Source organism: Accumulibacter sp. (genome assembly GCF_029255285.1).
Taxonomy (GTDB): domain Bacteria; phylum Pseudomonadota; class Gammaproteobacteria; order Burkholderiales; family Rhodocyclaceae; genus Accumulibacter.
This window is the reverse complement of the sequence record NZ_JAPUVI010000086.1, coordinates 59,054-84,726: the sequence shown is the minus strand read 5'-3', so window position 1 is coordinate 84,726 and position 25,673 is coordinate 59,054. Positions and strand designations below refer to the sequence as shown.

Here is a 25,673-nt window from a genome sequence, read left to right as displayed (position 1 = left end):
TTTGGAAGAACTGCGGAAAATGTCAATTGCTGGCCTCGACGCCTGGCTGCAAACCCCGCAAGGGCGCTACGTCATGGCTTGGGAGAAAGCGCGGATCGATGCCACGGTGGCCGACCTGTTCGGCTACAACGCGATCCAGCTCGGGCTGCCGCAGTTCGATCTGCTCGCTCAGAACCGCATCCCGCTGCGCCAGATCGCCTATCCGTCGGGCCAGGCAGACGTCATTTGTGACCTGCGTCAACTGCCTTTCTCGGCGCATAGCGTCGACCTCCTGGTCATGCCGCACGTGCTCGAATTTCATGATGATCCACACCAGATTCTGCGCGAGATCGAACGCGTTCTGATTCCTGAAGGCGAAGTCTTGATCACCGGTTTCAACCCGATCTCCCTCTGGGGTCTGCGCCGCCGGTTGCCCAACTGTCCTGCCGGCTTTCCGTGGAATGGTCAGTATCTGTCGGTACTTCGGCTCAAGGACTGGCTGCAACTGCTCGGCTTCGAGGTTGATCGAGTCAGTTTCGGCTGTTACGTGCCGCCTTGCCAGCACGAGCACTGGTTGAGGCGCTGGCACCTGATCGAAGGAATCGGTGAGCGCTGGTGGGGGTTTGCCGGCGGCGTTTACCTGGTACGCGCGATCAAGCGCGTGCACAGCATGCGCCTGATCCTGCCGAACTGGAAGCGACAACCTGCACCTCGTAAGGCGCTATCCATAGTCAGCCAAAAAAGGGGCGAACTTCATGGGCGCTGAACTGCTGGTCACCATCTACGCCGACGGCGGTTGTCGCGGCAATCCTGGTCCCGGTGGCTGGGGTGTCGTTTTGCAGTCGGGCAATTACGAGAAGGAGCTATGGGGTGGCGAACCCGTTACGACGAACAATCGAATGGAAATGACCGCCGCGATTCGTGCCCTCGAAGCTCTCAAGAAGCCGGCGACGGTTCAACTCCACACTGATTCGCAATACCTTCAGAAAGGTATCAGCGAATGGATTCACAACTGGAAACGCAATGGTTGGCGAACGTCGGACAAGAAACCAGTGAAAAATGCCGACCTCTGGCAGCGTCTGGATGAGCTTGCTGGCCAACACCGGATCCAGTGGTGTTGGGTCAAGGGACATGCCGGGCACAGCGGTAACGAGCGGGCGGACGCTCTGGCCAATCGTGGAATGGACGAGCTGCGACACGTCGGTCCTGTGCCCCCGGTTGGCCAACAATCATCGTCCGGCTGAGCGGGCTGGCAAGGGCAGTCAAGTTCAACGACGGAATGACACGCATGCGACAGATCTTTCTCGATACTGAAACGACTGGCCTCGAGCACAAGTTCGGCCATCGCCTCATCGAGATCGGCTGCGTCGAAATGCGTAATCGGCGTCTGACTAGGCGTCACTTCCACCGTTACCTCAACCCGGATCGTGACATTGATGCTGGCGCCCTGTCGGTGCATGGGATCAGCCGCGAGTTTCTGCTCGACAAGCCACGTTTTGCCGATATCGCGGCCGAATTTCTCGATTTCGTGCGCGGCGCGGAACTCGTCATCCACAATGCCGCGTTCGATGTCGGCTTCCTGAATGCTGAACTGGCTCTGTTGGACATGGCGCCGGTGGATACGGTGTGCCATGGGATCTGCGACACGCTGCGGATGGCCAAGGATCTGCATCCCGGCAAGAAAAACAACCTCAACGCTCTATGCGAACGCTATGGTGTAGACAACTCGCATCGTACGCTGCACGGCGCCTTACTTGACGCCGAGATTCTCGCCGAAGTCTATCTCGCGATGACCCGCGGTCAGGAAAGCCTGATCATCGATCTGGGCGAAGACAGCATCGGACGCCTCGATATCGGCGCCAAGACGTCCTCCGCCAGCCGGCGCCAAACACTCCAGGCAAAGCCTGCCAGTCCAGAAGAGTTGGCCGAACACCAGAAAGTGCTGGCCGCCATCGACCAAGCAAGCAAAGGCAGGTGCTTGTGGTTACGGGAGCAGGCGCCCCGTTGAGGGAATTACCGGGTTGGGCAGGGGGGTCGGGTCAGCTTTCACCACCCGACACGTCTGGTGGCCGCCTGGGTCGTCGCGTATGTCTCTTCGTTACCCGGCCATCAGGTGGGGTGTCCGACGCCGTCTCCGGCCTGGCGACAGGCGGCCGCGGGTCTGGTCGGGAAGCACCTGCAGGACGGGGTCCCATCTTGCGCTGGTCGGGGCGGCGACCGGGTCCGGCGCTCCCCTGGCGCTTGTCCATCGGACGCTCGGATTGCCGGTCAAACGGCCGTTCCGACTCGCGGTTGCCCGGCGCCAACGTGATTTCCAGCTCGATGATTTCATCCCATTGCGCGTCGCTACGATCGCGCTCGGGGATGGTGAGAAGTTCGCGGAGCCGGCGACGCGGATCCTGAGGAGGTGAGTCATTCATGAATGCATTATGACTCCACCGCAGTCTTCGTTCAACAAGCTTGACTACTTTGCGGCCGGCAAGGCGCCAGAGACGGCGGCCCGCTGGGTCAGTGCGTCGCCCGAAGATTGGCAGAAAACACCGTTTCGAGGCTCTCCGGGAACTGGAAACGGGCAAAAGCGCGGTGGATATCTGCCTCGCTGACCTGGCCACCAGCACCTTCGAAGCGGATTCCCAGCGGACGACCGTTCGATGCCAGAGTGGCGAAGGCGAAACGCCAGCGCTGTGCTTCGGCCAGTCGTTCGCGCAATTCAACCTCGTTGCTGATCGCCACGCCCGCTTGTTTCAGCGAATCCAGAAACTGGTCGAACGACTCGGTGCTCAAGCTACCCATTTTTATCTCCTGTGGAAGTATCTATGCTTGTTATCCCTGCCCGGCATAACGTTTCCTCCGTCCGGCGGTTGACATGAACTCGAAGGGCAATGGCTGTGAGCACGACACGTGATCGGTCATGCGCGGCCCGGCGTTTGCGGTGAGGCGTTGCTCAGTCCTGAAGCAGGCAGGCCGGAGGCCATGCTGGCCGATCCGGCGACGCCGCCGGTACCCTGATCCGATGACTCAGTCGGACTGCCGGGCGTCGGCCGTCCCGCCCGGCGGCCGATCAGGCGATGCACGACCATGTTCCCCTTGCCCTTGAGATGAATCGTCTGAGGTTCGAGAAAATCGAAGCGATCGCGCAGGCGTCGATAGCTGCGCTCATCGACCTGGACCATACCGGGAACGCCTTCGGTGGTGATCCGACTCGCGATGTTGACCGTATCGCCCCACAGATCGTAAATGAACTTTTTCTTGCCGACGACCCCTGCGACGACCGGGCCGGTGCCGATGCCGATACGCAATTCGAGATTCCTCTCGTTGACCTCCGAGTTGTCACGCAGCATTGCGCACATCTCGAGCGCCATGTCGGCGAGCGCCTCCAAATGGTCGCGACGCGCGTCGTCGAGGCCGGCGGCGACCATGTAGGCGTCGCCAATGGTCTTGATCTTCTCCAGACCATACTTCTCGGCCAGTTCGTCGAAGCACGAGAAGATCCTGTTCAGCATGGCGAATACCTGCTGCGGCGTCAGCCCCTCGGCGACACGGGTGAAGTTTACGATGTCGGCGAACATTACCGAGACCTCGGCGAAACCGTCGGCGATGGTCTGATTGCCTTGCTTCAGCCGTTCGGCGACAGGCCCCGGAAGAATGTTCAGCAACAATCGTTCGGAACGGTCCTGCTCGACCTGCAGCAAGCGGTGCGCTTCCCGCAAGCGTTCTTGCGCCGCGTGCTTTTCTTTGTCCGAATAGCGGAGCAGCAAATAGACGATCGTCGATACGGCGGCAAAATTGAGTGCGAAGAAGAAGGCGGCCGTCTGTGGCGACACCGTATACTGCGACGGCGGCGGCGCATCGGCCAGGTAGAAGTCAAAGGCACCGGAAAGGATCGTCAGAAAGAAGTAGGCGAAAAACCAGGCGCCCGATTGTCGCGGGCCAATGAACAGAACGGCGCCGACCGGTGCCAATAGAGCCCAGATGCTGATGCCGCTGGCGGTGATGAAGCTGCCGATGCTCCACTGCGCAACGAAGGGCGTGAACAGGAAGAGCGACAACTGCAAGACCCGGAAAGCGTTGAAGTTGAGCGTCTTCAGGTAGACGAGCAGATTGCCGACGAGCAGCAGTTGGAGGCCGAAAGGCAGGTTGGACGAGAAACGCGGCCCGAGTTGCCAGTAGATCAACAGCCAGACCATCGACGCCAGGCTGATCAGGCCGGTGGCAAAAAACAGCAGGGATTTCTGCAAGCGCAGTTCTTCGCTATCGTCTGGCGAAATACCCGCATTACGCAGTCGGTCGAGAAAAGGCTGATCGCCGCCCATCAAGGCAATCTACCGACGCTGATCATGCGATTGAAGAGAACGCCAGGAGAAAGCCAGACGACTTCGTCGTCGAAGGTCGGTGTGGGACTCTTGCTGACGAAATCGAGGTTGGCTGTGCTTGCACCGACGTTGGTCAACTGATTGTCCAGTTCGTCGGCGTCCGTGCCGACTGGCAATTGCGTACCCTGCGGCGTATAGGCGCCATTGCCGTTCTTGCCGTGGGATACCACTATTGCCGGTACTTGTTGGGCAATCACGCTGCCGCCGGCGACGGACCTGACCTGCAGGTCGCCCAGCGAGGTCAAGACGAAGGAGACGCTCGGCGCCGTACACGGTGTGCCGTAAGTGAGGAGTGGCGGTGCCACGCACTGAGCGAACACCGATGTGACGCGATACGAATAACGTCGCCCCCAGGCGTCGGTTTCCCGGACCCCGAGGGTCGCCCACGGCAAAACGCCAGCGGCATTGGGACAAAGTCCGCCGGCATCGAGAAACGCCTCGCTGCCGGCTCCTAGGACATTGCTCGCCGTGGTCGCCGATGCGGGACAAGGCAGGCGTCCCTTGACTGCTGCATAACCCAGCAGGGCCTCGCGGATCTCGGCGAGAGACTGTCGCGTATCGTGCGCGGCGCGTAGGTCGACCTGCGCCGTCAAGGGGACGAGCAGGCCGCCGATGAGCAGCGAGACGATTGTCAGCACCACCGCCAGTTCGGCCAGACTGAATCCGGAGCCCGTTGCGATCGGGCAGGAGCGGCTTGTCACGCCAGGCACCTGACCAGATCCGCCGCCGCATTGCGCCAGTCGAAGACCGATCTACCCGCGAAGGCGCTCGAACTCGCCGTCGGCACGCCAAAGGAGCTCGCGTTCGCGTTCTCCAGATAATTCAGCGGGTTCGCTTTGTCCGCCGACGTAGCGCGACTCTGAGCCGCCGTCTTGCGGCCGGCGAAGAGGAGAACGCGGCTGCAGTCAAACGACGACGACACACCGTCGATGAGTATCCGCGACGGCGTGGGAAGCTGAGTGAGAAACAACATCTCCTTCCAGTTGTCACAGAACTCCTGAAAGGCGTCTCCGCGTGCCGGCGGAGTGCAGGCAGGAGGGTTCTTGCAGCTACAGTCGAGGCGGTCGGTTCCCTTGCTGCCACTGATCACGATCGTTTTCAGATGCGCCTGAAAAGTCGGATCGTCGAGCAGTCGACCGCCGGGGTCGTCGGACGGCGCGAGGATGCCGATCATGGCGGCGAAGTCGCGGCGCCGGATCAAGGGATCGAAGATCTGGTCGACGGTGACGAATTCGAAGCGGTCGTTGAAATAGTCGCTGTCCACGAGGACGAACTTCTTGTTGCCGCTGCTCGAGGCGACCCGGCGGTTGGTCGAGCCGTCGAAATAGTTGAGCTGCCCGGCGACGGCGTGAGCGCTGTCGAAGGCGTCGAGATAGTTGCGAGCGTCGTAATTGCCACCGCACTCGAGGTACGCCGGGTCGGCCAGCGTTCGGCTCTGCGCTTCCAGCGCCGGGCCTGGTGCGACAAGCAAGGCTGCCAGATTGACGGCGATGAAACTGCCGTTGGCGTTGATGACGTCGATCTGGCCTAGGGTATCCCAGTTCAGTGCGTCGGTTTTCGGGACAGTCTTCAAGCGGCCGGAAACCGCGTACCACAGGCATTGTCCGCTGTCATCGCGCAGCGGTCCGGTATCGAGCGTTTTCCACGGAAACATGCCGACCACCGAGAAATCCTTGCCGTTGCCGGCAAAGGCTCCCGAAGCGTAGCCTTCAGCCGGCGATCCGAAACTGAACCCCAGGTCGGGCAAACGCAAGTACCCCGCTTCGTTGACCGAGGCACGTGAAACGGCGTCGCCGATCAGTGCCTGCTTCGCCTCGACGAGCGTCGTTGCCGCCGCCATATCGCGCGTTATCCGATGCTGTGTCGCATTGAGTTGCCCGACGAACAAGTACAGCCCGACCACCGAAAACAGCGTCAAGATGGCCAGCAGCGCCACCCCGCTCTGATGCCGTGCCTTGCCAACAGGGCGTTTTCGTCTGGCCATGACATCCTCCCGCTTGTCAATCGGGGCGCCGTCGGCGCCCAAGGCATCGCCGGTTGTCGCCGCGACACCTATCTGCTTGTTCGAGCCTGGGCGTCTACCCGGACCCGGCCGCCGTTCAACAGATCACTTGCTTCGCCAGTACTACGATTGATCGTCTCGCCGACGCGGGCGCTAGCGGTCGGCAAATCGCCAGCCTTGACCACAACCCCGCCCGGATCGCCGCGACGCGGCGTTACGCTGAGGCCGCTCCAGACGTCATTATCGTTCTGCGGTTTGCCGTTCACCCAGGCCGTACGCTTGCCGCTGCTGCGCGTCACCACGCCATCGACGGTTACCGTCGGCTCGTCGGAGGGCGCTGAGTGGTCGGGAACGTTCATCTCTCGCTGTCGGTCGAGCTGCTGGCGGCGTTCGGGAGTAAAGAACAGGCGGCCGAGCGCATTTTCCGCGCCAAGGGCCGAAGGCGACAGCAGCACGAGCGGCGACACCGCAAGGAGCACGGCAACACGCGTGGCAGGCAGGAACTCGATCATCGGCTGTCCTTTCTTGCATCCTGCAGCGTCAGCCAGTCGATCTCGCAGTTGGCCAGCAAGTTTGCCTGCCCGTCGCCGCGCTCGGCAGCCGCTGTCGGCGGTCGCGTAAGGTCGCAGCTCTTGACCCGGATGAGCGCCCTCGCCTGGCTGCGCAGATCGCCGATCAGTCGCGTCAGATCTTCCTCGTGCAGCAACTTGAGCTGCAACTTCATGGTGCTGGAATGGAAGGAGAAACTGCCGGTCGGCTTGCCCTCGACGAGACGCTGTGGCGCGATCTCGTACTGGAGGTCGATGATACGGCGCTGGTCACGGATCTCCTTCAGCAGTTCCACCCACTCGAGACGCTGCTCCTGGCCAATGATGCCACGCTCCTGCAGTTGAGTGAACAGAAGCGACTTTTGCCGGATCTCGATCTCCTCTTCGCGCACCTGCCTGAGCTTGCCATCCGCCTCCTGGCGTTGCGTCATGGCGCGTTCTCGGGCCAGTTGGGCCGCTGCCTTGGCGCCGTAAGAAAAGTACAGCGCCACGGCGGCAACGGCAAGCATCAGCAGGGCGGTCCACAGGCTGGTCCGAAGCTTGGTGTAATCGCGCAGGGTCAGCTTCATGGCGTCACGAAGTGGCGACCCGTCGGATCTGCAATTTGAAGGAATGCGGCTGTCTTTCGCCGGTATGCGTATCGCCACTCTTCAACGACTTGCCCGATTCGACGTCGAAAGGCTGCTGCAACACGTCGACCTCGAGTTGCGGGTTGCTTTGCAAGGCCTCGACCAGCTTGTTGAAAACTTCCAGCACTTGTCGCGGATTGCTCCCCGGGCCGAGTCTGAGCGTCGCGCGCACAATGGCGCTCTCCTGGGCGACGGCAAGCGAGGGGTTGGACGCGGCCTCGGCTACGCTGGCGACCGGCGGTGCGAGATTGGCTCCGCCCCGCCATTCGATGCTCTCGAGTTCGACCAACGTCGCCTGTTGAAGGGCACGGCTGACTTCCGCATAGAGATAGTCCGGCGACACGCTGCTCTTTTCGAGTTCCGTGTAGCGATTGATGACTGCCCGCAGGTTTTCGTTGGTCGTCGGAATCGGCGGAAACGTTTTGACTACTTCGTCATAGCGATGGCGCGCCAGCGTCGTTTCCGCGCTGAGCCCTTCGATTTCCTGCCTGAGTCGATAGGTGTCGATAAGTTGTTTGCCGGACAACAGCAGGCAGCCCAGCAAGGCGACGACGCCGACGCCCTGAAGAGCCGACCGGACAAGCCAGAGGTGGTAGCCATGGCGCTGCTGCTCGCTGGCAAACTGCGCACGTGGCGGATTGGCCATCAGCAGATCGAGAAAAATGGGCTCGCAACGGGTATCCGCCGGCAGCGTCCGGACACCGCACTTGCGCGCGCAGGTCTCGATGTCGAGCACGGCAAACGACAGTGTTTCGCTGTCGGCGCAACTGCTTTCGATCGCTGCCCTGGCATTGGCGTGCGCGAGGAGATAGGCGGTGATCGGCTGTTTGCGCGCCACGAGGCGCTGACTGACCAGATACTGGTGCATCTTTTGCGCTTCGCTGGAGAACGCCTGCGCCATGCCGGCAATGCTGCTCTGGTTCAAGGGAGTCAGACGGCTGAAGTGCAGCTTGCCCTTTTCCAGATAGCTCTGGCGGACGCTCTGGTCCTGTATGGTCAGCAGCAGACAACGTTCGTCGGCAATGCCGAGCTTCCTGAGCAGCAGCGGCGCCAAAAGAGGCAGCGAGTAAATGCCGGCCAGGGCGGCTTCGGCGCTCGCCAGCGCGGACAGCCAGGGAGCGAATAGCTCCTGATTGGTGAGCGCGGCGAGCATGATGCGCTCGTCCTTGCGGCGCGACTTCTCGTGGCCAAGTGAGACGGCGGTGGTCAGTGTGGCGCTGAAGAAGGCCTGCCCGAGCTTGCGGGCGATGATCGCCGCACGATCCGCGCCACGCAGAAAGGGGATGGTTTCGAGATGGAAGCCCTCTTCCGAGACGTTGGCCAGCAGCCAGAAGACGCTCTTCGATTGCTGCGCGAGATACTCGGTGAAATTCGCCAGTCCGCGTGGGCTGTCGTCGAACGATGCCTCCTCGGTCAATGCGCCGGCCTGCCAATGGCAAGCGGTCAGTTGATGAGCGGTCAGGTAGAGAAGACGACGAGGTCCCACAGCATCAGACCTTGATCTTGCTTATCACGTCGTAGACCGGCCCGAGGACCGAAAGCATGATCCAGCCGAGCAATCCACCCATGACCACGGTGAGCATGGGTTCGATCAGTTGCTGTGCCTTCTGGACCGACTCCTTGACATCGCGTGTGTAGAAATAGCTCACGTTCAGCAGAGCCTCGTCGAGCGCGCCGGTATTCTCGCCGACGCGCAGCATGCGGATCACCAGGGGCGGGAAAAAGCCGGTACTTTGAAAGGCCGCCGTGACGTTCTGTCCCTCGCCGATGAGTTGTTCTACTCGTTCCAGCCCCTGACGTACCACCAGGTTGCCGACGACATCCTGTGTGATACGAATCGACTCCAGAATCGGGATGCCGGAAGAGTAGAGCAAAGCGAAGGTGCTGGCGAAGCGGGCGAGGACGATCTTGCGCAGAATTTGGCCGAGCAGCGGCAGTTTGAGTTTGACGCCGTCGAAACGGATGCGCGCCAGCGGGTTGTGATGCAGCAGAATCCGCAGCCCGAGAACGGCAGCCACAGGCGGTAACAGCGCCAGAGGCCACCAGTTGACCAGGAGATCGGACACGAAGAACAGGATCTGCGTTTGCCATGGCAAGACCTGCCCCATGTTGCGGATGAACAGCTTGAGCTGCGGGACCATGTAGACCATCAGGAACAATGTGGCCGCGAGAACGATCAGGCTGACGAAAGCCGGATAAGCGAGCATCCTTTTGGTTTGCGAAGCGAGTTCATCCTCCCATTTCAGCGACTCGTTGAGGCTGTGCAGGACTTCGGGCAGGCGACCGCTCGTCTCCCCGGCGCGAATCAGGCTGACGAAGACGCGGTCGAAGACGCGTCGATGACCTTCCATGGCCTGCGACAGCGTTTGGCCGCCTTCGATCGATTCGATCAGGCTGGCGATGACTTCGCGGAAACGCGGGTGTTCCAGGCTGTCGCGCAGATCGGTCAAGCCCTCGATGATCGGTACGCCGGCGCGCACCAGTTGCTGCAGATGAAAGCAGAAGTGAATGATCTCCCGGCGGGGAACGCCGCCGCCAAGCAACAAGTGGTGACGGCGCAAGGGCTCGCCGCTGACGAGGTCGAGTTCCATGCGCCGCAGGCGCATTTCTAGGTCGACCAGGTTGATGGCGTCTATCCGCCCGAGAACCATGCGCCCGTCGGGGTTGACCGCCTTATAGTTGTACAGCGCCACGGCGTTTACATCCGGTCGGTCAGGTCGACGACGCGACCGACTTCCTCGAGCGAGGTGGATCCGTCGAGAACCCGTCGCAGGCCATCGTCGGCCAGTGTCGCGAACCCCTGGCGGCTGGCGAGTTGCCGCATCTCGCGGGCGGTGCTGCGGCGAGCGATGAGTTCGTCCATGTCGCTGTTGATACGCACCAGTTCCATGATCGCCAGGCGGCCGCGATAGCCCTGGAAGTCACAGCGCTCGCAACCGACCGGCCGGTAGATCACCGGCCGCGGTCCGTCGGCCAGATTGCCCAGCAGGCGCGCTTCGTGCGCTTCCGCCTGGTAGGGGCTCTTGCAATGCACGCACAGGCGCCGCACCAGGCGCTGGGCGATGATGCCGATGATGTTGCCGGCCATGATGTCTGGCAGGATACCGATGTCGAGCAGGCGCGGGATGGCCCCGATCGCCGAATTGGTGTGCAGCGTCGAGTACACCTGGTGGCCCGTCATCGCCGCGCGCAGCGCCATTTCGGCCGTCTCGGCGTCGCGGACTTCGCCGACCAGAATGATGTCCGGATCCTGACGCATGATCGAGCGGATCCCGTTGGCGAAATCGAGCTTCACCGATTCGGCGGCGGAAGTCTGGCGAACCAGGGTCATCGGATATTCGACCGGGTCTTCGAGGGTCATGATGTTGACCCCTTCGGAGTTGATGTGGTTGAGCACCGAGTAGAGCGTCGTCGTCTTGCCGCTGCCGGTGGGACCGGTGACGAAGAGGATTCCTTCGGGACGCGCGATCATCAGCTTGAGCTGGTCAAGCTGCTTTTCCGCCAGTCCCAGACCCTCGAGCGGAACGATTCCTTTTTGCCGGTCGAGGATGCGCAGGACGATGTTCTCACCGTGAATCGTTGGTTGCGCCGAAACCCGGAAATCGACCTGTCGCCCCCGCATGTTGAGCGAAATGCGACCGTCCTGCGGGGCGCGCGTCTCGGCGATGTTCATGCCGGACAGCACTTTGATGCGTACTGCCATGGCCGGCCAGTAGGTCTTGTGCAGCGAGCGAATCTGTCGCAGCATGCCGTCGATGCGGTAGCGAATGCGCAGGAAACTCGCCTCGGGTTCGAAGTGGATGTCGGAAGCGTCGTGCTTCACGGCGTCGGTCAGAATGGAGTCGATCAGGCGAACGACCGGCTGACTGTATTCGTCGGCCGACGACTGCAGACCACGGAAATCGATCTCGCCGGTCTCGATCTCGTTCAGGATGCCATCGATCGACAACTCGTGGCCGTAGTACTGGTCGATCGCCCGATCGATCTCGGTTTCGCCGGCGAGCAGGGTATCGATCTCGATCTCGTCGCCAGCCAAGCTGCGTATCTTGTCGAGCGCGACGATGTCGTTGATGTCGGCGATGGCCAGCGTCAGGCGCTGATTTTCTGCATCGTAGTCGAGCGCCAGCAGGTGATGGCGCTTGGCGAGATCACGTGGCACGAGCTTCAGTGCTGAGGGATCGATGATCGCGTTCGAGAGGTCGATGCTCTGCTTGCCGAGACTCTCGGAGAGCGCGTCGCGCAGCGTCGCCTCGGAGACGAAACCGAGCGCGACCAGGAGTTTCCCGATCGGCCGGTTCGACTTCATCTGCTCGAGCAGCGCGATGCGTAACTGATCTTCGCTGAGGATTCCCTTGCTGATCAGTATCTGACCCAAGGGCCGGGCGTGCGCGGTCGCGGCGTGGATCATCGGATCGAGCGCCCACCCCGGCTCCGGCAGGCGTGACGGCAATCGGGAACTACTGTTGAAGTTCAAGGAGGCGCTTCCCGACGGCATTCTGGTCGAAGACGCTGCGCCGCGTTTCCGCCGCACTCAGCGCCATCCGGTAGTATTGGGCCGCCAACCTGCCCTGGCGCAGGTGGTCGAGGCTGACGGCAACGTTGAACAAGGTGTCGGCATTGTCGGGCTCGAGCACATAGGCCTGGAAATAGGCCTGCTGGGCCTCGCTCCAACGACCCTGGCGGGCATACAGGTTGCCGAGGGCGACGAACAGGCCGGGCGAGTCCGGCTGACTGGCCAGCAAGGTCTTCAGGCGGCTTTCCGCCAGACCGGGGTCGCTCTGTCCGCGCAGGTCGATCACCGCCGCCTGCGCAATGGCATTGGCGGGATCGGCTTCGAGCACCCGCAGATAAAGCTGTTGTGCGCGCTCGGACTGCCCCTGACGGGCAGCGATCACCGCCAGACCAAGGAGCGCGTCGGCATTGTGAGTATCGCCGCGCAGAACCTGCTCGTAGCCACGGCGCGCGTCGTCCAGCCGGTTCGCCTGCAAGGCATCGTAGGCCTGGTCTATGGGCCGTTCCGGCCCGGCCCGGCTACTGCTCGGACGGAAGACTCCCGGGGTGTCGAATTGCGGCGGTCTCGCTGGCTCCCTGCGCGGACCGTCGGCACGCGGCGCGCCGGACGATGCGCTGGGCAGCGTGCGGGGTGCGGACTCCGCCGGAGCGGCCGGCCGCGGTGTCGGCACTTCCACCTCCGCAGGACGCACCGCCTGGCTTGCCGCCACCAAGGGCATCTGTGGGCGTGCCGGCGTGGCGTGCGGCGGAGTACTCAGCGAGCCGCCTCCGACCGACCGCAACTGCCACCAGACGTAGCCGACGATAAGCAGCGTCGCCACGACGACCAGCCCGCCTATCAACCACCAGGCGCGGCGCGACGCCCGTACCTGCTTGGTGGCGAAGACATTCTTCGCCGCCGCGCGCGCGGCCGCTTCGTCGTCCCCGGCCGAGGCAGGTTTCCTAGTGTGGTCGCGCCGTTCCGGCGACATCGCCGCGCTGGCCAGCAGATCGGCGTCGATCGACTCGCGATAGCCGGAGAGCGGCGGCAGCGGGGCTTCCGGCGCAGTCGAAGGGCCCTCCAGCGGGTCGAGGCGCAGCTCGGTGGCGGCCGGCGGGCCATCCGGCCGATCGCCCGGGGTGGCCAGCCGCTTCGCCTCCTCGGCCCGCCGCAGGGCATCCATCAGCAGGCTCACTGCAGAGGCTCCGGCGTCCGGTCGGGAAGAGAAAACGGCCGATAGACCTGGTCGATACGGAAGAAGTCCTTGTTCGGCAGCGATTCCCGGAAGCTGCTGAAGTCGCCGTCGATCGAGGCGTCCTTGATCACCGTCGGGCGCAGGAGGACGACCAGCTCCGACTTGGTCGAAGAGTTGCTGCGATTGTTGAAGATTTCACCGACCAAGGGGATGTCGCCCAGACCCGGCAGGCGTCCGAGCCGATTGTCGAGGCGATCCTCCATCAGGCCGCCGAGAACAGCGATATCGCCGCTTTCGACACGCAGCATCGACTCGATTTCTCGCGTCCTGATCTGCGGCACGAGGTTCTTGATGTTGTTCGCCGCGAGGCTGGGATTCGGGTCCTGCTTCAACTCGGCGATACTGGATATCGACGGGCGAACGTTCAGGGTGACGGTACCGCTGTCGCTGATCTGCGCCGTCAAGCTCATGAAAAAACCGATCGACACCGACTGTGGCGTCGTCGTCGTCGTTACGATCGCATTGGTATTGGGACCACCGGGTACGGCATCCTGCTTGACGTTGAAATAGACGAAGTCCTCCGAGACCTTGAGCGTCGCCGTCTGGTTGTTGAGCACGGCGAGCTTGGGGCTCGAAAGCACCTTGACCGTGCCGAACGCCCGCAGCAGTTCGACGGTGGCCAGCAGGTTCAGCGGATTGATGTCTCGATACCGGATGACATAGGGAGTGACGGCGCTTCCGACGTTGCTCGTCAGCGTCGGCCGTGCGATGCTATACTCGGTGCCGCTCGTCAGGCGACTCCACTCGATGCCCTGCTGGTAGCCATCACTCAGCCCGACTTCGATGATCGTCGCCTCGATCAGCACCTGCCGGCGGGCACTGCTCATGACGCGGTCGAGGAATTCCTGGACCTTTTCGTGTTGCCTCGAGGTGGCCCTGACGGTAACGACTCCGCCTTCGGGATTCGCAATCACTGACGCCGCCTCGCGAAAAGTCATCCGCTTGACGACCGTGGCGCCGGTGTTCTGCAGCGCCGCGGGATTCGGGCTCGCCGCCAGGGTCGGCACGACATGGCTCCCACGCGCCGCGGTGATGGCCGGGGCGCCGGTGCCGGTCGTCGTCTGCAAGCCGCTTTGCTCGGTCACTGTCTCGGTCGAGCCTTCGGGAAAGACCTTGTCCGTTTCGTGCAGCAGGTCCTTCAGATTCTTTTCGAGCGACTCCCAGAAACGGTTCTTCGACTTGTTCTCGATCTGAATGCGCGAGATGTTGCCGCTCCCCGTGCCCGCGCCACCGCCGCTGCCAGTGGCCAGCGCGCTGGTCGAAATCTGCGTATTGGTCGAGATCGTCCCGGTAACATCACGCGCGATGTTGAAGTAGTCCACCCGGTAATTCTTGAGATACGGCGTGTCGGGCATCACGGCGAGGTTGGGGCCGTCGAGTTCGAAGCGCATGTCGGCCTGCTTGGCGATGCGGGTGAGCAGTTGTGGCAGCGTTTGCTCGATGGCATTGAGTGTCACCGTTCCGCTCAGGCCGGGGTGGATGTCCACATTCAGTTTGGCGTCACGGGCCAGAGCGAACAGCAGGTCGTGCAGGTTGACGTTGTTGACGACGACGCTGTAAGTCTCGGTCTTGCCCGTCGGTTTCGGCCTCGGCAGCGAGACGTTCGGCTGCACCACCGGCGGAATCGACCCTGGCGCTCTGGCCGCTCCCTCGACTTGTAAATGCCCGGCCGACGGCCCGCCGCTCAGCGTCGTCGGCGTGCAAGCGCCGAGGAGCAGGACGAGAGGGATGATGCCGAGGAGGCTGACAGTTCGCAGGGGCACGCGTGGGCTCGATCCGGTCAAGGTTTGGACCGATGATACCATGCCTGAACTTGGATACAAGTACATGATTTTTATGTCTTAGGGCGATGTTTTCGGCCCTTCGGCGAGACGCGGCAGGCGCAGCCTGCCCACTTCGCGGACGTAGGGCTGGCTCGCCGGGCTGATCTGGGTCAGCGTCGCCAGCGCGGCGTTGGCTTCGTCGCGCGACGAGTAGTCGCCGTAGATGACCCCCAGCCGGTCTCGTCCGGCGATGCGCGATCGATAGACCCGAATCTGTCGCGGGTCCAGACTTCTAGCACTGTTGGCCATGAAATCAAGCACTTCTCGCTGGCTGCCGGCATCGGTCACGAGCAACTGGATGAAATAGTGGTGATCCGGCGTCGTCTGCAGCCACACTTCGGTGGCGGCGATTCGCTCGGCAAGCGAAACCGGCTTGCCCAGCGCACCGCTCTTGCCAGGCGAAACAGCGGACGGCGTCACAGCGGACGGCGTCACAGCGGGCTCGGCCGTCACCGGCGCGACGTTGGCTGGCGATGGCGGCGAAGCGGCCACCGCCGCCGCCTGCAACCGCGCCGTCGCGTAATGCGACCCGGCGAAGTAAGCCAGCCCGGCAACCAGGCAGACGACCGCCACGGCGCCGGCCCACAGGCCGGCAGCGTCGCGAAAGCGACGGCCCAGGGGAGGGAAGCCGGTGTCGTCGACGGCGGCTCTGACATGACGACGATCGACCCGGTATACGCTGTCCGAAAACGCGGCGAGCAGCGCTTTGTCGGCCAGGATGTTGATGCGCCGGGTCAGCCCTTGTGAGGCCTGGCCGATCAAGCGGATGGCGCCGTCGCTGAAGAGCTCCGGACCGCGGTAGCCGGCGGCGCGAAGACGGAAGGTCAGGTAGGCGCCGACGTCTCGCCGAGGCAGCGGTTGCAGCCGGAAATGGTGCGTGATGCGATCGTTGAGCTGGCGCATCCGGGTTTCAGCGAGTCGCTGATCGAGCTCGGGCTGTCCGAAGAGGACGATCTGCAGAAGCTTGTGCTGATTGGATTCGAGGTTGGACAGCAGGCGAATCTCCTCGAGCGCTTCGGGCGGCATCGCGTGCGCTTCGTCGATCAGCGCGACGACCTGCCGGCCGCTGGCGTAAATGGTCAGCAGGCGGTCCTGCAAGGCACGCAGCAACGGATGGCCGCGCTCGTCCGCCAGCGGGAGGCGCAGTTCGTCGGCGATGGCGAACAGGATCTCGTCACGCGACAGCAGCGGGTTGGCGAGGTATACGGTCTCGACGCTTGACGGGAGGTTCTCGAGCAACATCCGGCAGAGCATCGTCTTCCCGCTGCCTACTTCGCCGCTCACCTTGACGATTCCTTCGTCGTGCCGGATGGCGTAGATCAGCGCCTTGAGCGTGGCGCCACGGTTGGCTCCGGCAAAGAAAAAATCGGTGTGCGGCGTGATCCGGAATGGCGCCTCGCGCAAGCCGAAATACTCAAGGTAGATCATGTACCCTGGCCATCACGGCTCGCGCGACGAGGCTTCCATGCGGTTGTAGAGCGTCGTGCGGTGGATGCCGAGCAGGCGCGCCGCCTGGCTGACGTTGCCATGGGCCAGTTTCAACGCGGCCTCGATGTAGCCGCGCTCGGTGGCGTCGAGCAGGCGATCGAGACTGAACGGTTCGCGTTGCCGCAAGCGGTGGCTCGCTGCGGCAATCATCGCTTCGCTCGACGAGTCGTCGAACGCCATCGCCGAAGTGGCCGCGACGGGGAGGGGCTCGTCGGGCAAGTCCAGTTCGGCTTCCAGGGCGCGGCCGCTGACCGTTTGCCCACAGTACTTGGAGATCAGGCGGATGACGATGTTGCGCAACTCGCGGACATTGCCCGGGAAAGCGTAGGCACACCAGAGCGCGGTGGCTTCCGCCGAGAGTTGGAAGGGCGGCTGCTGCGTTTGTTCGGCGTACAGTTGCCGGAAGTGCTCGAGCAGGAGCAGCCGGTCGTCGCCCATCTCGCGCAGCGGTGGAGCGGCGATCGAACAAACCGACAGGCGATGGTAGAGATCGGCCCGGAAATTGCCCGACTTGACCTCGCGGCGCAGGTCGCGGTTGGTGGCCGCAACGATACGCGCTTGACTGACACGCCTCTGTGTTTCGCCAACCCGCTGATACTCGCCGTTCTCGAGCACGCGCAGCAGTTTGGCCTGCAGCTCGAGTGCCAATTCGCCGATCTCGTCGAGGAACAGCGTGCCGTCACCCGCCTCCTCGAAATAGCCGGCGCGCATCGTGACGGCACCGGTAAACGCGCCTCTGGCGTAACCGAACAGCGTCGGCTCGACCAGGCTGGGTGACACCGCTGCGCAATTGAGTGCCAGAAACGGCTTGTGGCGGCGTCGGGTATCGTAATGCAGACAACTGGCCGCGATGATCTCCTTGCCGCTACCCGACTCTCCCTCGATCAGCACCGGGAAAGGCAGGTCGGCGTACTGCCGTAGTTGCAGCCGCAGTTTCTGCATGGCCGGGCTGTTGCCGATCAGCGCCGAAGCGCTGTCGCGGCCCAGTTCGTCCAGTGCACGGAAGGTCAGCGCGCGCTTGAGGACTTCCTGCAGATCGCCCGGATTGCAGGGCTTGGCAACGAACTCGGCGGCCCCGAGGGTGCGCGCGTGACGGGCGTTGCCCTCGTCGCTCTGCCCGGAGAGGACGACGATCCGGATTTCCGGCGCGACTTGCAGCAACTCGGAAATCAGCGCGAAGCCCTCGTCGGGACGATGCGGCAATGGCGGCAGTCCGAGGTCGACCAGAGCCAGTTCGGGCATGCGGCGCAGCTGGCGCAGAAGCTGCATGCAATGGGAGCGCGAGTGGCTGGTAAGGACTTCGAAGAGCGGGCTCATCGAAAAGCTCAGGGTGTCGCAGATCAGCGCATCGTCGTCAACGATCAGCAGGAGAGGCTTGTCGTGCAGAGTGATGTCCGGTTGGCGTGGCATGAAAAACGTGGCGTCGCGACATAAGGAGCCTGCTGGCTATTATTCCACACTTGTATTGGGCGAGAAGCAATTCACATCGACGACTGCGGCAGTCAGGTATAATTCCGGCTCATTTTTGCCCTGGGATGCTGCAGTGCCAGCCGATAATCTCGTCGAAATCAAGGATCTGGATTTTGCCTACGATGATCGACCGATCCTCGACGGCATCAGTCTGCAGATTCCGCGCGGCAAGGTGGTGGCCATCATGGGTGGTTCGGGTTGCGGCAAGACGACGCTCTTGCGGCTGATCGGCGGGCAGCTCCGGCCCAGCCGCGGCGATGTCGTGGTCGACGGTCTGTCGGTTCCGGCGCTCGGGGATGACGAGCTTTATGCCCTGCGGCGGCGTATGGGCATGCTCTTCCAGTTCGGCGCCTTGTTCACGGACATTTCGGTTTTCGACAACGTCGCCTACCAGATGCGTGAACACACCGATCTGCCGGAGGAACTGATCCGCGACATGGTACTCATGAAGCTCAACGCCGTGGGCTTGCGAGGCGCGCATCAACTGATGCCGGCCGAGCTCTCCGGCGGCATGGCCAGACGCGTCGCGCTGGCCCGGGCAATCGCCCTCGACCCGATGCTGATCATGTACGACGAGCCCTTTGCCGGTCTCGACCCGATCTCGCTGGGGGTCATTGGACAGTTGATCCGCAAGCTCAACGACGCCCTCGGCGCGACGACGATCATGGTCACCCACGACATCCAGGAATCCCTGCTGATGGTCGACTTCATTTATTTCATGTCGGACGGGAAGGTGGTGGCGCTAGGCACGCCCGACGAGATCCGGGCCTCCAAACACCCCTTCGTCCACCAGTTCGTCTTCGCCGAAGCCGATGGACCAGTGCCGTTCCACTATCCGGCCACGCCTCTGGCGCAGGAACTGCTCGGGAAAGGCGCCGATGAACAAGCCTAGGCGAGGTGCCGTTGCGTTGCTGGCGACGATTGGCCGTATCGGACAACACGTCAACGACGCATTGCAACGACTGGGCTTCGCCAGTCGTTTTCTGGTCACCCTGCTGCGCTGGTCTGGCCAGTCCTTCCGGCGGCCCGGCCTGACGATTCGCGAGATCTACTACTCCGGCTTTCAGTCGCTGCTGATCATCATGGTGTCCGGGTTGTTCATCGGCATGGTGCTCGGTATGCAGGGCTACGAAACACTGCAGCGCTACGGCTCGGCCGACGCGCTCGGCATCCTCGTCGCGCTGTCGCTGGTGCGCGAACTCGGGCCCGTGGTCGCCGCGCTGCTCTTTGCCTCGCGCGCCGGTTCGTCGATCACGGCCGAGATCGGTCTGATGAAGGCTACCGAGCAACTGACCGCGATGGACATGATGGCGGTCAACCCGATCGCCCGTGTCGTCGCGCCGCGCTTCTGGGGCGGGGTGATCTCGATGCCCTTGCTGGCCGCGCTGTTCTCGGCCACCGGGGTGTTCGGCGGTTACCTGATCGGCGTGGTCTTCATCGGCGTCGATGAAGGCGCTTTCTGGTCGCAGATGCAGGCGTCGGTGGATTTTCGTTACGATATCTGGAGCGGCATCGTCAAGAGCTTCGTCTTCGGTTTGGCTGTTTCGCTGATCGCCGTTTTCGAGGGCTACGATGCGGTGCCGACGGCGGAAGGCGTCTCGGGTTCGATCAAGAGCACGGTCGTCAAGTCGGCCCTGGCGATCCTGGCGCTGGACTTCGTATTGACTTCTTTCATGTTCCGGGAGGCTGGATGAGTCGCAAGCTGCTCGACCTGTGGGTCGGTTTTTTCGTCGCCCTGGGACTGGCGGCGGTGCTGTTCCTGGCCCTGAAAGTCGGGAATCTGGCATCCGCCAACTTTTCCGAGGCATACCCGCTGACCGCCAAGTTTGCTAATATCGGAGGACTGAAGGTTCGCGCCCCGGTGAAGAGCGCCGGCGTGGTCGTCGGACGGGTGGCGGATATTCGTTTCGACCCGGAGACTTATGAAGCGGTGGTAACCTTCAGCATCGACAGCCGTTATCGTTTCCCCAGGGATACTTTCGCGCTGATCCTGACCTCGGGCCTGCTCGGCGAGCAGTATGTCGGACTCGAACCCGGCGGCGACGAGAAAATGCTCAAGGCGGGCGACGGCATCGCCAAGACGCAGTCGGCGGTGGTTCTCGAGAAGCTGATCAGTCAATTCATGTTCAACAAGGCATCCGAAGCGCCGACCGACAAATAGAATGGAAAGACGTCCATGAAACCCCAGTTTTCGACGCGCCTGTCCTGCCTCGCCTGCGCTGTTTTCCTCGTCGGCGGCTGCGCGACGGCGAACAATCCGAAAGACCCTTTCGAAGGCTTCAATCGTGCGATGTTCGCCGTCAATGAGGGCCTCGACATGGCCGTGGTCAAGCCGCTGGCGAAGGGTTACGACACGGTCGCGCCCCTGCCGGTCAAGGTCGTCGTCGGCAATTTCTTCGGCAATTTGTGGGACGTATGGACGGCCCTGAACAACCTGCTGCAGGGCAAGCCCGAGCAGGCGGCTTCCGACGTCGGCCGGGTATTGATCAACAGCACCGTCGGCATTGGCGGCGCTTTCGACGTGGCGGGCGAGATCGGTCTGAGCAAGCATTCGGAAGAATTCGGCCAGACACTCGCCAAATGGGGAGTGGGCGACGGCCCCTATTTCTACTGGCCGCTGATCGGGCCGCGTACGACTCGCGATACCTTCGGCTGGATGGTCGACACCTATTTCGATCCGGTCTGGCGCGTTGACGACATGGCCTTGCGCAACAGCCTGGTCGCGGTCCGCTACATCGACGTGCGGGCCAGCCTGCTGCCGTCCGACAAGGTGGTCGAGGAAGCCGCTTTCGACAAGTACAATTACGTTCGCGACGCCTACCTGCAGCATAGGCGCAACGAAGTGTTCGATGGCGATCCGCCGCGCCTTCGGCCGGAAGAATAAGCGCCTTGCCTCGCTACTACCGCTATCTCTTTTTCCCAGGCGCCGCTTCGGCTATGGCGGCGTCGACCAAACTCACTTCAGCCGCCGGGATACTGCTCATGAAGCGCTTCGTGCCATTTCTTTTCGGTTTGTTTGTCATGCTGTCGCCCGTGTTGGCCCAGCCGGTGTCGCCGGATGGCCTGGTTCGTACCGTAACTGACGACGTGTTGACCATCGTTCGCCAGGACAAGGACATCCAGGGCGGTAATACGCGCAAAGCGATCGAGCTGGTCGATACCAAGGTGCTGCCGTATTTCAATTTTCAGCGGATGACCGCGCTGGCGGTCGGGCGCGATTGGAGCAAGGCGAGCCCGGAACAGAAGAAGCGCTTGGCGGACGAGTTCAAGACACTGCTCGTGCGCACCTACTCCAATGCGCTGACCTCGTACAAGAACCAGACGGTGACCTACAAACCGACCAAGATGCAAGCGGGTGACACCGATGTTCTGGTGAAAACCGAAATCGTGCAGCCGGGCAGCAAGCCGGTACAACTCGATTACGCCCTGGAAAAGCAGGGCGACAGTTGGAAGGTGTACGACGTGATCGTCGCCGGAGTGAGCCTCGTCACCAACTACCGCGACACGTTCAACCAGGAAGTGCGCAACAACGGCATCGACGGTCTCATCCAGATGCTGGTCAATCGCAACAAACAGCTCGAAACCGGGAAGAAATGATCGAGCTTTCGAATGGCGCCCTGCGCGTCACGGCGCCCATGGTCATCGCCAATGCCCGCGCCCTGCTTGCCGCCGGCCGCAGTTGTCTGGCCAGCGCCAGCGGGACGCCACCGCCGGCCGGCTCGACGCGGCTCGACCTGACAGCTGTCAGCGACGTCGATTCGTCGGCTTTGAGCGTCATTCTCGCTTGGTTGCGTACCGCCGACGCACGTGGCCTGACGCTGCGCTTGGTCAATCCGCCCTCCAACCTGATCAGCCTGGCAGCGCTTTACGGCGTGTCCGAACTGCTCCCGCTCGCCTGACCGCGGGCGCCGTCTCGTCGCCCGCCACTGTGCCATGAGCATTGCCGTCGCCATCGACCGGGTCGAAAAGCACTTCGCTTCCGTCGTGGCACTGGCCGGGGTTTCGCTGCAGATCGCCGAGGGCGAATTCTTTGGACTGCTTGGCCCGAACGGTGCTGGAAAGACGACCCTGATCTCCTGCCTGGCCGGGCTTTCGCGTCCGGATGCCGGCCGCTTGAGCGTGCTCGGACACGACGTGGTCACCGACTACCGCGCGGCGCGCCGCCTGCTGGGTGTCGTGCCGCAGGAGCTGGTCTTCGATCCCTTTTTTTCGGTGCGCGAAAGCTTGCGCATCCAATCCGGCTATTTTGGCATCCGCCACAACGACGACTGGATCGACGAGATTCTCGCCAACCTCGATCTGACCGCCAAGGCCGACACCAACATGCGGCGTCTGTCGGGGGGAATGAAGCGGCGGGTTCTCGTCGCCCAGGCGCTGGTGCATAAGCCGCCGGTCATCGTCCTCGACGAACCGACGGCCGGCGTCGACGTCGAGTTGCGCCAGGGGCTGTGGCAGTTCGTCCGGCGACTGAATCGCAATGGACATACGGTGATCCTGACGACGCACTACCTCGAGGAGGCGGAAGCGCTCTGCGGGCGCATCGCCATGCTCAAGCAGGGGCGGGTCGTCGCCCTCGACACCACGAGTAATCTGTTGGCACGCTTCTCGGGACAGACGCTGCGCTTGCGCGTCTCCGGCCAGGCGTCGCTGCCAAACCGGTTGCGCAGCCGCGCCACCGAGAGCGACGGCTGCTGGACTTTCCACCTCAGCACGCTCAGCGAGATCGAACCTCTACTGGCGGCCGTCCGCGAGGCAGGTTGCCAGATCGACGAGCTACGTCTGTCGCAGACGGACCTCGAGGACGTTTTCCTCGGTGTCATGCAGAGCGCCAGTGATCGCCTGGCGACCGCGCCATGAGCGGTTTCCGGACCCTGCTCTACAAGGAAGTGCTGCGCTTCTGGAAGGTCAGCTTTCAGACTGTCGGCGCGCCGGTGCTGACGGCGCTGCTTTATCTGATGATCTTCTCGCATGTGCTCGAGGCGCACGTACAGGTGCACGGCGTGCCCTACACCGCCTTCCTGATTCCCGGCCTGGTCATGATGTCGGCCTTGCAGAACGCTTTCGCCAACAGTTCGTCCAGCCTGATCCAGTCGAAAGTCACCGGCAGCGTGGTGTTCGTCCTTCTGCCGCCGATTTCCTACGTCGAGTTCTTTCTCGCCTATGTCGTCGCTGCGATGCTGCGCGGCCTGATGGTCGGGCTTGGCGTGTTGGCGGTCACCTTGTGGTTTGCCCTGCCTAGCTTTGTCGCACCGCTCTGGATTCTGGCTTTCATCGTCGTCGGCGGCGGCATCATGGGCACCCTGGGTATCATCGCGGGCATCTGGGCCGACAAGTTCGACCAGTTGGCAGCCTTTCAGAACTTCCTGATCATGCCCTTGACTATGCTCTCCGGGGTTTTCTACTCGATTCATTCATTGCCCGAATTCTGGCAGCAGGTGTCGCGCTTCAATCCCGTGTTCTATATGATCGACGGCTTTCGTTTCGGCTTTTTCGGCGTCTCGGACGTCGCGCCGGAAACCAGTCTGGCCGTCGTCGTGACCAGTTTTTTGGTCGCCGCGGCGGCGACACTGGCGCTGCTCCGCAGCGGCTACAAACTGAGATCCTGAATCATGATGCATCCTGAACGAGTTAGCGCGATCATCGCGGCGGCGCTGCCCTGCGAACACCTGAAGGTAATCGGCGATGGTCAGCACTTCGAGGCGCTGATCGTCAGTGCCCAGTTTGTCGGCAAGACTCGCGTGCAGCGGCAGCAGCAGGTGAACCAGATCCTGCGCGAGCATTTCGACAGCGGCGAATTGCACGCCCTGTCGATGAAAACTCAAACCCCCGACGAGTGGAGCGCCAACGGTGGATAAGCTGTTGATTCAGGGCGGCGTGCCGCTGACCGGCGAAATCGCGATTTCCGGTGCCAAGAACGCCGCCTTGCCCATTCTCTGCGCCTGCCTGCTGACGTCCGAGCCGATGCATCTGACCAATGTACCCCGGCTCAAGGACATCTCGACGATGCTGCGCCTGATCGAGCAAATGGGCGTCACGGTCAGCCGCGATGGCGCCAACGGCCTAGTGGTGGACAGCCGTGGGCTGGACAAGCCACTGGCACCGTACGACATGGTAAAGACGATGCGCGCTTCGATCCTCGTCCTGGGTCCGCTGCTGGCGCGTTACGGCGAAGCCAGGGTGTCGCTGCCGGGAGGCTGTGCGATCGGCGCCAGGCCCGTCGAACAGCACATTCGCGGACTGCAGGCGATGGGCGCCGAGATTCACGTCGAGCAGGGCTACATCCAGGCCAAAGCGGGAGGAGCCGGCAAACGAAGTCTCAGCGGCACCTGCGTCGTTACCGACATGGTCACCGTGACCGGAACCGAGAACCTGATGATGGCGGCGGTGCTTGCCAAGGGCGAAACCATCATCGAGAATGCCGCGCGCGAGCCCGAGGTGGTTGACCTGGCCAACTGCCTGGTGTCGATGGGGGCGCAGATTTCCGGCGCCGGTACCGACAAGATTCGCATCCGCGGCGTCAAGCGTCTGCACGGCGCGACGCACCGCATCATGGCCGACCGCATCGAAACCGGAACCTATCTTTGCGCGGCTGCCGCCAGCGGCGGCAGCGTTCGCCTGACCGGAACCTCGGCCGCCTATCTCGACGCGGTGGTGGACAAGCTGCTCGACGCCGGTTGCGACATCGTCGCCGAGCGCGAGGCGATCCGGCTCACGGCGCCGTCGCGGCTCAAGGCGGTCAGCATCCGGACGTCGCCTTACCCGGCCTTCCCGACCGACATGCAGGCCCAGTTCATGGCTATCAACTGCGTCGCGGAGGGCTCGGCCGTCATCCGTGAGACGATCTTCGAAAACCGCTTCATGCACGCCGTCGAACTGATTCGCCTGGGGGCGGACATCAGGATCGACGCCAGCAATGCGATGGTCACCGGCGTCGACCGTCTGGAAGGGGCCACGGTAATGGCCACCGATCTGCGTGCGTCGGCCAGTCTGGTCATCGCCGGTCTGGTGGCGCAGGGGGAAACACTGATCGATCGCATCTATCACCTCGACCGGGGTTACGAAGCGATCGAGGAGAAGCTGAGCCAGCTCGGCGCGCGCGTCAGGCGGGTTCGCTGAAAATCAACTGTAGGTCGTTGTCTTGGGCGAAGTGGAGCACGAAACGGTAAGCCATCGGCTCCACCTCGTAGAGGCGGCCGTCCACGAAAACCGCTTTCTCGCCTTTGTGGTTGCGCGGCCCGACGTAGGGCGAATAGCGCATTCTTTTTTCGGCGCCGAAGGCCGACAGCACGCCGCAGAGTCGCTCGGCCCAATCGCTCGGGCGAAATTTCTTGCCGGCGGTCGTTACGCCGACAATGATGAAAGATGCATGCGACGAAGTGGTCATGTCTCGGTGATGTCGTAACGAGGTGAGCCGGGAATGCTTGTCTTGTCGAGGTGGTGGGCGATAGTGGGTTCGAACCACTGACTTCCACCGTGTGAAGGTGGCACTCTACCGCTGAGTTAATCGCCCTGCTTCATGGTTCAAGGATGACCTTCAGACCGCATACCGGCTGCCAACAGGCAGCCATCGCGCCAGCCGGAGCACCACAAAACCTTCCGGCCACCGTCCGGTCA

At 62.6% G+C, this 25,673-nt stretch carries 27 protein-coding genes and 1 tRNA gene; 13 read left to right on the top strand and 15 right to left on the bottom strand.

Annotation, left to right across the window (positions count from 1 at the left end):
* The first annotated feature begins 19 nt into the window (after positions 1-19).
* From Q1M07_RS10225 to dnaQ, 3 genes are read left to right on the top strand one after another with little or no spacing between them, the layout of a single operon-like run.
* Positions 20-745 carry a class I SAM-dependent methyltransferase gene (locus Q1M07_RS10225; protein ID WP_300453599.1) on the top strand — a complete coding sequence of 242 codons (726 nt, stop codon included), beginning with the start codon at positions 20-22 and terminating at the stop codon, positions 743-745.
* Positions 735-1,223, top strand: coding sequence for a ribonuclease HI (gene rnhA, locus Q1M07_RS10220; protein WP_300453597.1), 489 nt, complete (start codon positions 735-737; stop codon positions 1,221-1,223). Before Q1M07_RS10225 ends, rnhA begins: the two co-directional genes overlap by 11 nt.
* Before the next feature lie 44 nt (positions 1,224-1,267).
* Positions 1,268-1,987, top strand: coding sequence for a DNA polymerase III subunit epsilon (gene dnaQ, locus Q1M07_RS10215; protein ID WP_300453595.1), 720 nt, complete (start codon positions 1,268-1,270; stop codon positions 1,985-1,987).
* Between the two features lie 500 nt (positions 1,988-2,487).
* Here dnaQ and Q1M07_RS10210 read toward each other — a convergent pair whose 3' ends face one another.
* The 13 genes from Q1M07_RS10210 to Q1M07_RS10150 form a co-directional block, all read right to left on the bottom strand.
* A complete protein-coding gene (locus Q1M07_RS10210; RefSeq protein ID WP_300453593.1) occupies positions 2,488-2,772 on the bottom strand; it encodes a hypothetical protein in 285 nt (94 codons plus the stop codon).
* 116 nt (positions 2,773-2,888) lie between these two features.
* Complete coding sequence (locus Q1M07_RS10205) at positions 2,889-4,292, bottom strand: adenylate/guanylate cyclase domain-containing protein (protein WP_300453591.1); 1,404 nt, start codon at positions 4,290-4,292, stop codon at positions 2,889-2,891.
* Positions 4,292-5,053: a type II secretion system protein gene (locus tag Q1M07_RS10200; RefSeq protein ID WP_300453589.1), complete on the bottom strand. Its 762-nt coding sequence runs from the start codon at positions 5,051-5,053 to the stop codon at positions 4,292-4,294. Before Q1M07_RS10200 ends, Q1M07_RS10205 begins: the two co-directional genes overlap by 1 nt.
* Positions 5,050-6,336, bottom strand: a complete 1,287-nt coding sequence (locus Q1M07_RS10195; RefSeq protein ID WP_300453588.1) for a hypothetical protein — start codon at positions 6,334-6,336, stop codon at positions 5,050-5,052. Before Q1M07_RS10195 ends, Q1M07_RS10200 begins: the two co-directional genes overlap by 4 nt.
* Positions 6,337-6,404: 68 nt before the next feature.
* Positions 6,405-6,866 (bottom strand): hypothetical protein, encoded by a 462-nt coding sequence (locus Q1M07_RS10190; RefSeq protein ID WP_300453585.1) that lies wholly within the window; start codon positions 6,864-6,866, stop codon positions 6,405-6,407.
* The gene (locus Q1M07_RS10185; RefSeq protein ID WP_300453583.1) at positions 6,863-7,471 is read right to left on the bottom strand and encodes a hypothetical protein; all 609 of its coding nucleotides are present in this window, start codon (positions 7,469-7,471) and stop codon (positions 6,863-6,865) included. The genes Q1M07_RS10190 and Q1M07_RS10185 overlap by 4 nt, the downstream gene beginning before the upstream one ends.
* 4 nt (positions 7,472-7,475) lie before the next feature.
* Positions 7,476-9,017 (bottom strand): hypothetical protein, encoded by a 1,542-nt coding sequence (locus tag Q1M07_RS10180; protein WP_300453581.1) that lies wholly within the window; start codon positions 9,015-9,017, stop codon positions 7,476-7,478.
* A gap of 4 nt (positions 9,018-9,021) precedes the next feature.
* Positions 9,022-10,224 carry a type II secretion system F family protein gene (locus tag Q1M07_RS10175; protein WP_300453580.1) on the bottom strand — a complete coding sequence of 401 codons (1,203 nt, stop codon included), beginning with the start codon at positions 10,222-10,224 and terminating at the stop codon, positions 9,022-9,024.
* 5 nt (positions 10,225-10,229) lie between these two features.
* On the bottom strand, positions 10,230-11,939 hold the full coding sequence (locus Q1M07_RS10170) for a GspE/PulE family protein (protein ID WP_300453638.1): 1,710 nt from the start codon (positions 11,937-11,939) through the stop codon (positions 10,230-10,232).
* 49 nt (positions 11,940-11,988) lie between these two features.
* On the bottom strand, positions 11,989-13,218 hold the full coding sequence (locus tag Q1M07_RS10165) for a tetratricopeptide repeat protein (protein WP_300453578.1): 1,230 nt from the start codon (positions 13,216-13,218) through the stop codon (positions 11,989-11,991).
* Positions 13,215-15,041, bottom strand: a complete 1,827-nt coding sequence (locus Q1M07_RS10160) for a type II and III secretion system protein (protein WP_300453576.1) — start codon at positions 15,039-15,041, stop codon at positions 13,215-13,217. The genes Q1M07_RS10165 and Q1M07_RS10160 overlap by 4 nt, the downstream gene beginning before the upstream one ends.
* Before the next feature lie 78 nt (positions 15,042-15,119).
* Positions 15,120-16,529: an AAA family ATPase gene (locus Q1M07_RS10155; RefSeq protein ID WP_300453574.1), complete on the bottom strand. Its 1,410-nt coding sequence runs from the start codon at positions 16,527-16,529 to the stop codon at positions 15,120-15,122.
* Between the two features lie 12 nt (positions 16,530-16,541).
* The gene (locus Q1M07_RS10150; RefSeq protein WP_300453572.1) at positions 16,542-17,999 is read right to left on the bottom strand and encodes a sigma-54 dependent transcriptional regulator; all 1,458 of its coding nucleotides are present in this window, start codon (positions 17,997-17,999) and stop codon (positions 16,542-16,544) included.
* A gap of 133 nt (positions 18,000-18,132) precedes the next feature.
* On the opposite strand from Q1M07_RS10150, the gene Q1M07_RS10145 reads away from it, so the two are divergent.
* From Q1M07_RS10145 to murA, 10 genes are all read left to right on the top strand, one after another.
* The gene (locus Q1M07_RS10145; protein ID WP_300453570.1) at positions 18,133-18,951 is read left to right on the top strand and encodes an ABC transporter ATP-binding protein; all 819 of its coding nucleotides are present in this window, start codon (positions 18,133-18,135) and stop codon (positions 18,949-18,951) included.
* A complete protein-coding gene (gene mlaE, locus Q1M07_RS10140) occupies positions 18,938-19,753 on the top strand; it encodes a lipid asymmetry maintenance ABC transporter permease subunit MlaE (RefSeq protein WP_300453568.1) in 816 nt (271 codons plus the stop codon). The genes Q1M07_RS10145 and mlaE overlap by 14 nt, the downstream gene beginning before the upstream one ends.
* Positions 19,750-20,220 carry an outer membrane lipid asymmetry maintenance protein MlaD gene (gene mlaD, locus Q1M07_RS10135; RefSeq protein ID WP_300453566.1) on the top strand — a complete coding sequence of 157 codons (471 nt, stop codon included), beginning with the start codon at positions 19,750-19,752 and terminating at the stop codon, positions 20,218-20,220. Before mlaE ends, mlaD begins: the two co-directional genes overlap by 4 nt.
* Positions 20,221-20,235: 15 nt before the next feature.
* Positions 20,236-20,943, top strand: a complete 708-nt coding sequence (locus Q1M07_RS10130) for a VacJ family lipoprotein (RefSeq protein ID WP_300453564.1) — start codon at positions 20,236-20,238, stop codon at positions 20,941-20,943.
* Positions 20,944-21,080: 137 nt separating this feature from the next.
* Complete coding sequence (locus Q1M07_RS10125) at positions 21,081-21,656, top strand: ABC transporter substrate-binding protein (protein WP_300453636.1); 576 nt, start codon at positions 21,081-21,083, stop codon at positions 21,654-21,656.
* The gene (locus tag Q1M07_RS10120; protein WP_300453561.1) at positions 21,653-21,958 is read left to right on the top strand and encodes an STAS domain-containing protein; all 306 of its coding nucleotides are present in this window, start codon (positions 21,653-21,655) and stop codon (positions 21,956-21,958) included. The genes Q1M07_RS10125 and Q1M07_RS10120 overlap by 4 nt, the downstream gene beginning before the upstream one ends.
* A 34-nt stretch (positions 21,959-21,992) precedes the next feature.
* Positions 21,993-22,916 (top strand): ABC transporter ATP-binding protein, encoded by a 924-nt coding sequence (locus Q1M07_RS10115; RefSeq protein WP_300453559.1) that lies wholly within the window; start codon positions 21,993-21,995, stop codon positions 22,914-22,916.
* Complete coding sequence (locus Q1M07_RS10110) at positions 22,913-23,665, top strand: ABC transporter permease (protein WP_300453557.1); 753 nt, start codon at positions 22,913-22,915, stop codon at positions 23,663-23,665. The genes Q1M07_RS10115 and Q1M07_RS10110 overlap by 4 nt, the downstream gene beginning before the upstream one ends.
* A 3-nt stretch (positions 23,666-23,668) precedes the next feature.
* The gene (locus Q1M07_RS10105) at positions 23,669-23,914 is read left to right on the top strand and encodes a BolA/IbaG family iron-sulfur metabolism protein (RefSeq protein ID WP_300453555.1); all 246 of its coding nucleotides are present in this window, start codon (positions 23,669-23,671) and stop codon (positions 23,912-23,914) included.
* Positions 23,907-25,175, top strand: coding sequence for a UDP-N-acetylglucosamine 1-carboxyvinyltransferase (gene murA, locus Q1M07_RS10100; RefSeq protein ID WP_300453553.1), 1,269 nt, complete (start codon positions 23,907-23,909; stop codon positions 25,173-25,175). The genes Q1M07_RS10105 and murA overlap by 8 nt, the downstream gene beginning before the upstream one ends.
* Here the strand turns inward: murA and Q1M07_RS10095 are convergent.
* Both Q1M07_RS10095 and Q1M07_RS10090 read right to left on the bottom strand, forming a co-directional pair.
* A complete protein-coding gene (locus tag Q1M07_RS10095; RefSeq protein ID WP_300453551.1) occupies positions 25,159-25,443 on the bottom strand; it encodes a DUF3579 domain-containing protein in 285 nt (94 codons plus the stop codon). The genes murA and Q1M07_RS10095 overlap by 17 nt on opposite strands.
* A 51-nt stretch (positions 25,444-25,494) precedes the next feature.
* Positions 25,495-25,569 (bottom strand) — tRNA-Val (locus tag Q1M07_RS10090).
* Between the last annotated feature and the right edge of the window lie 104 nt (positions 25,570-25,673).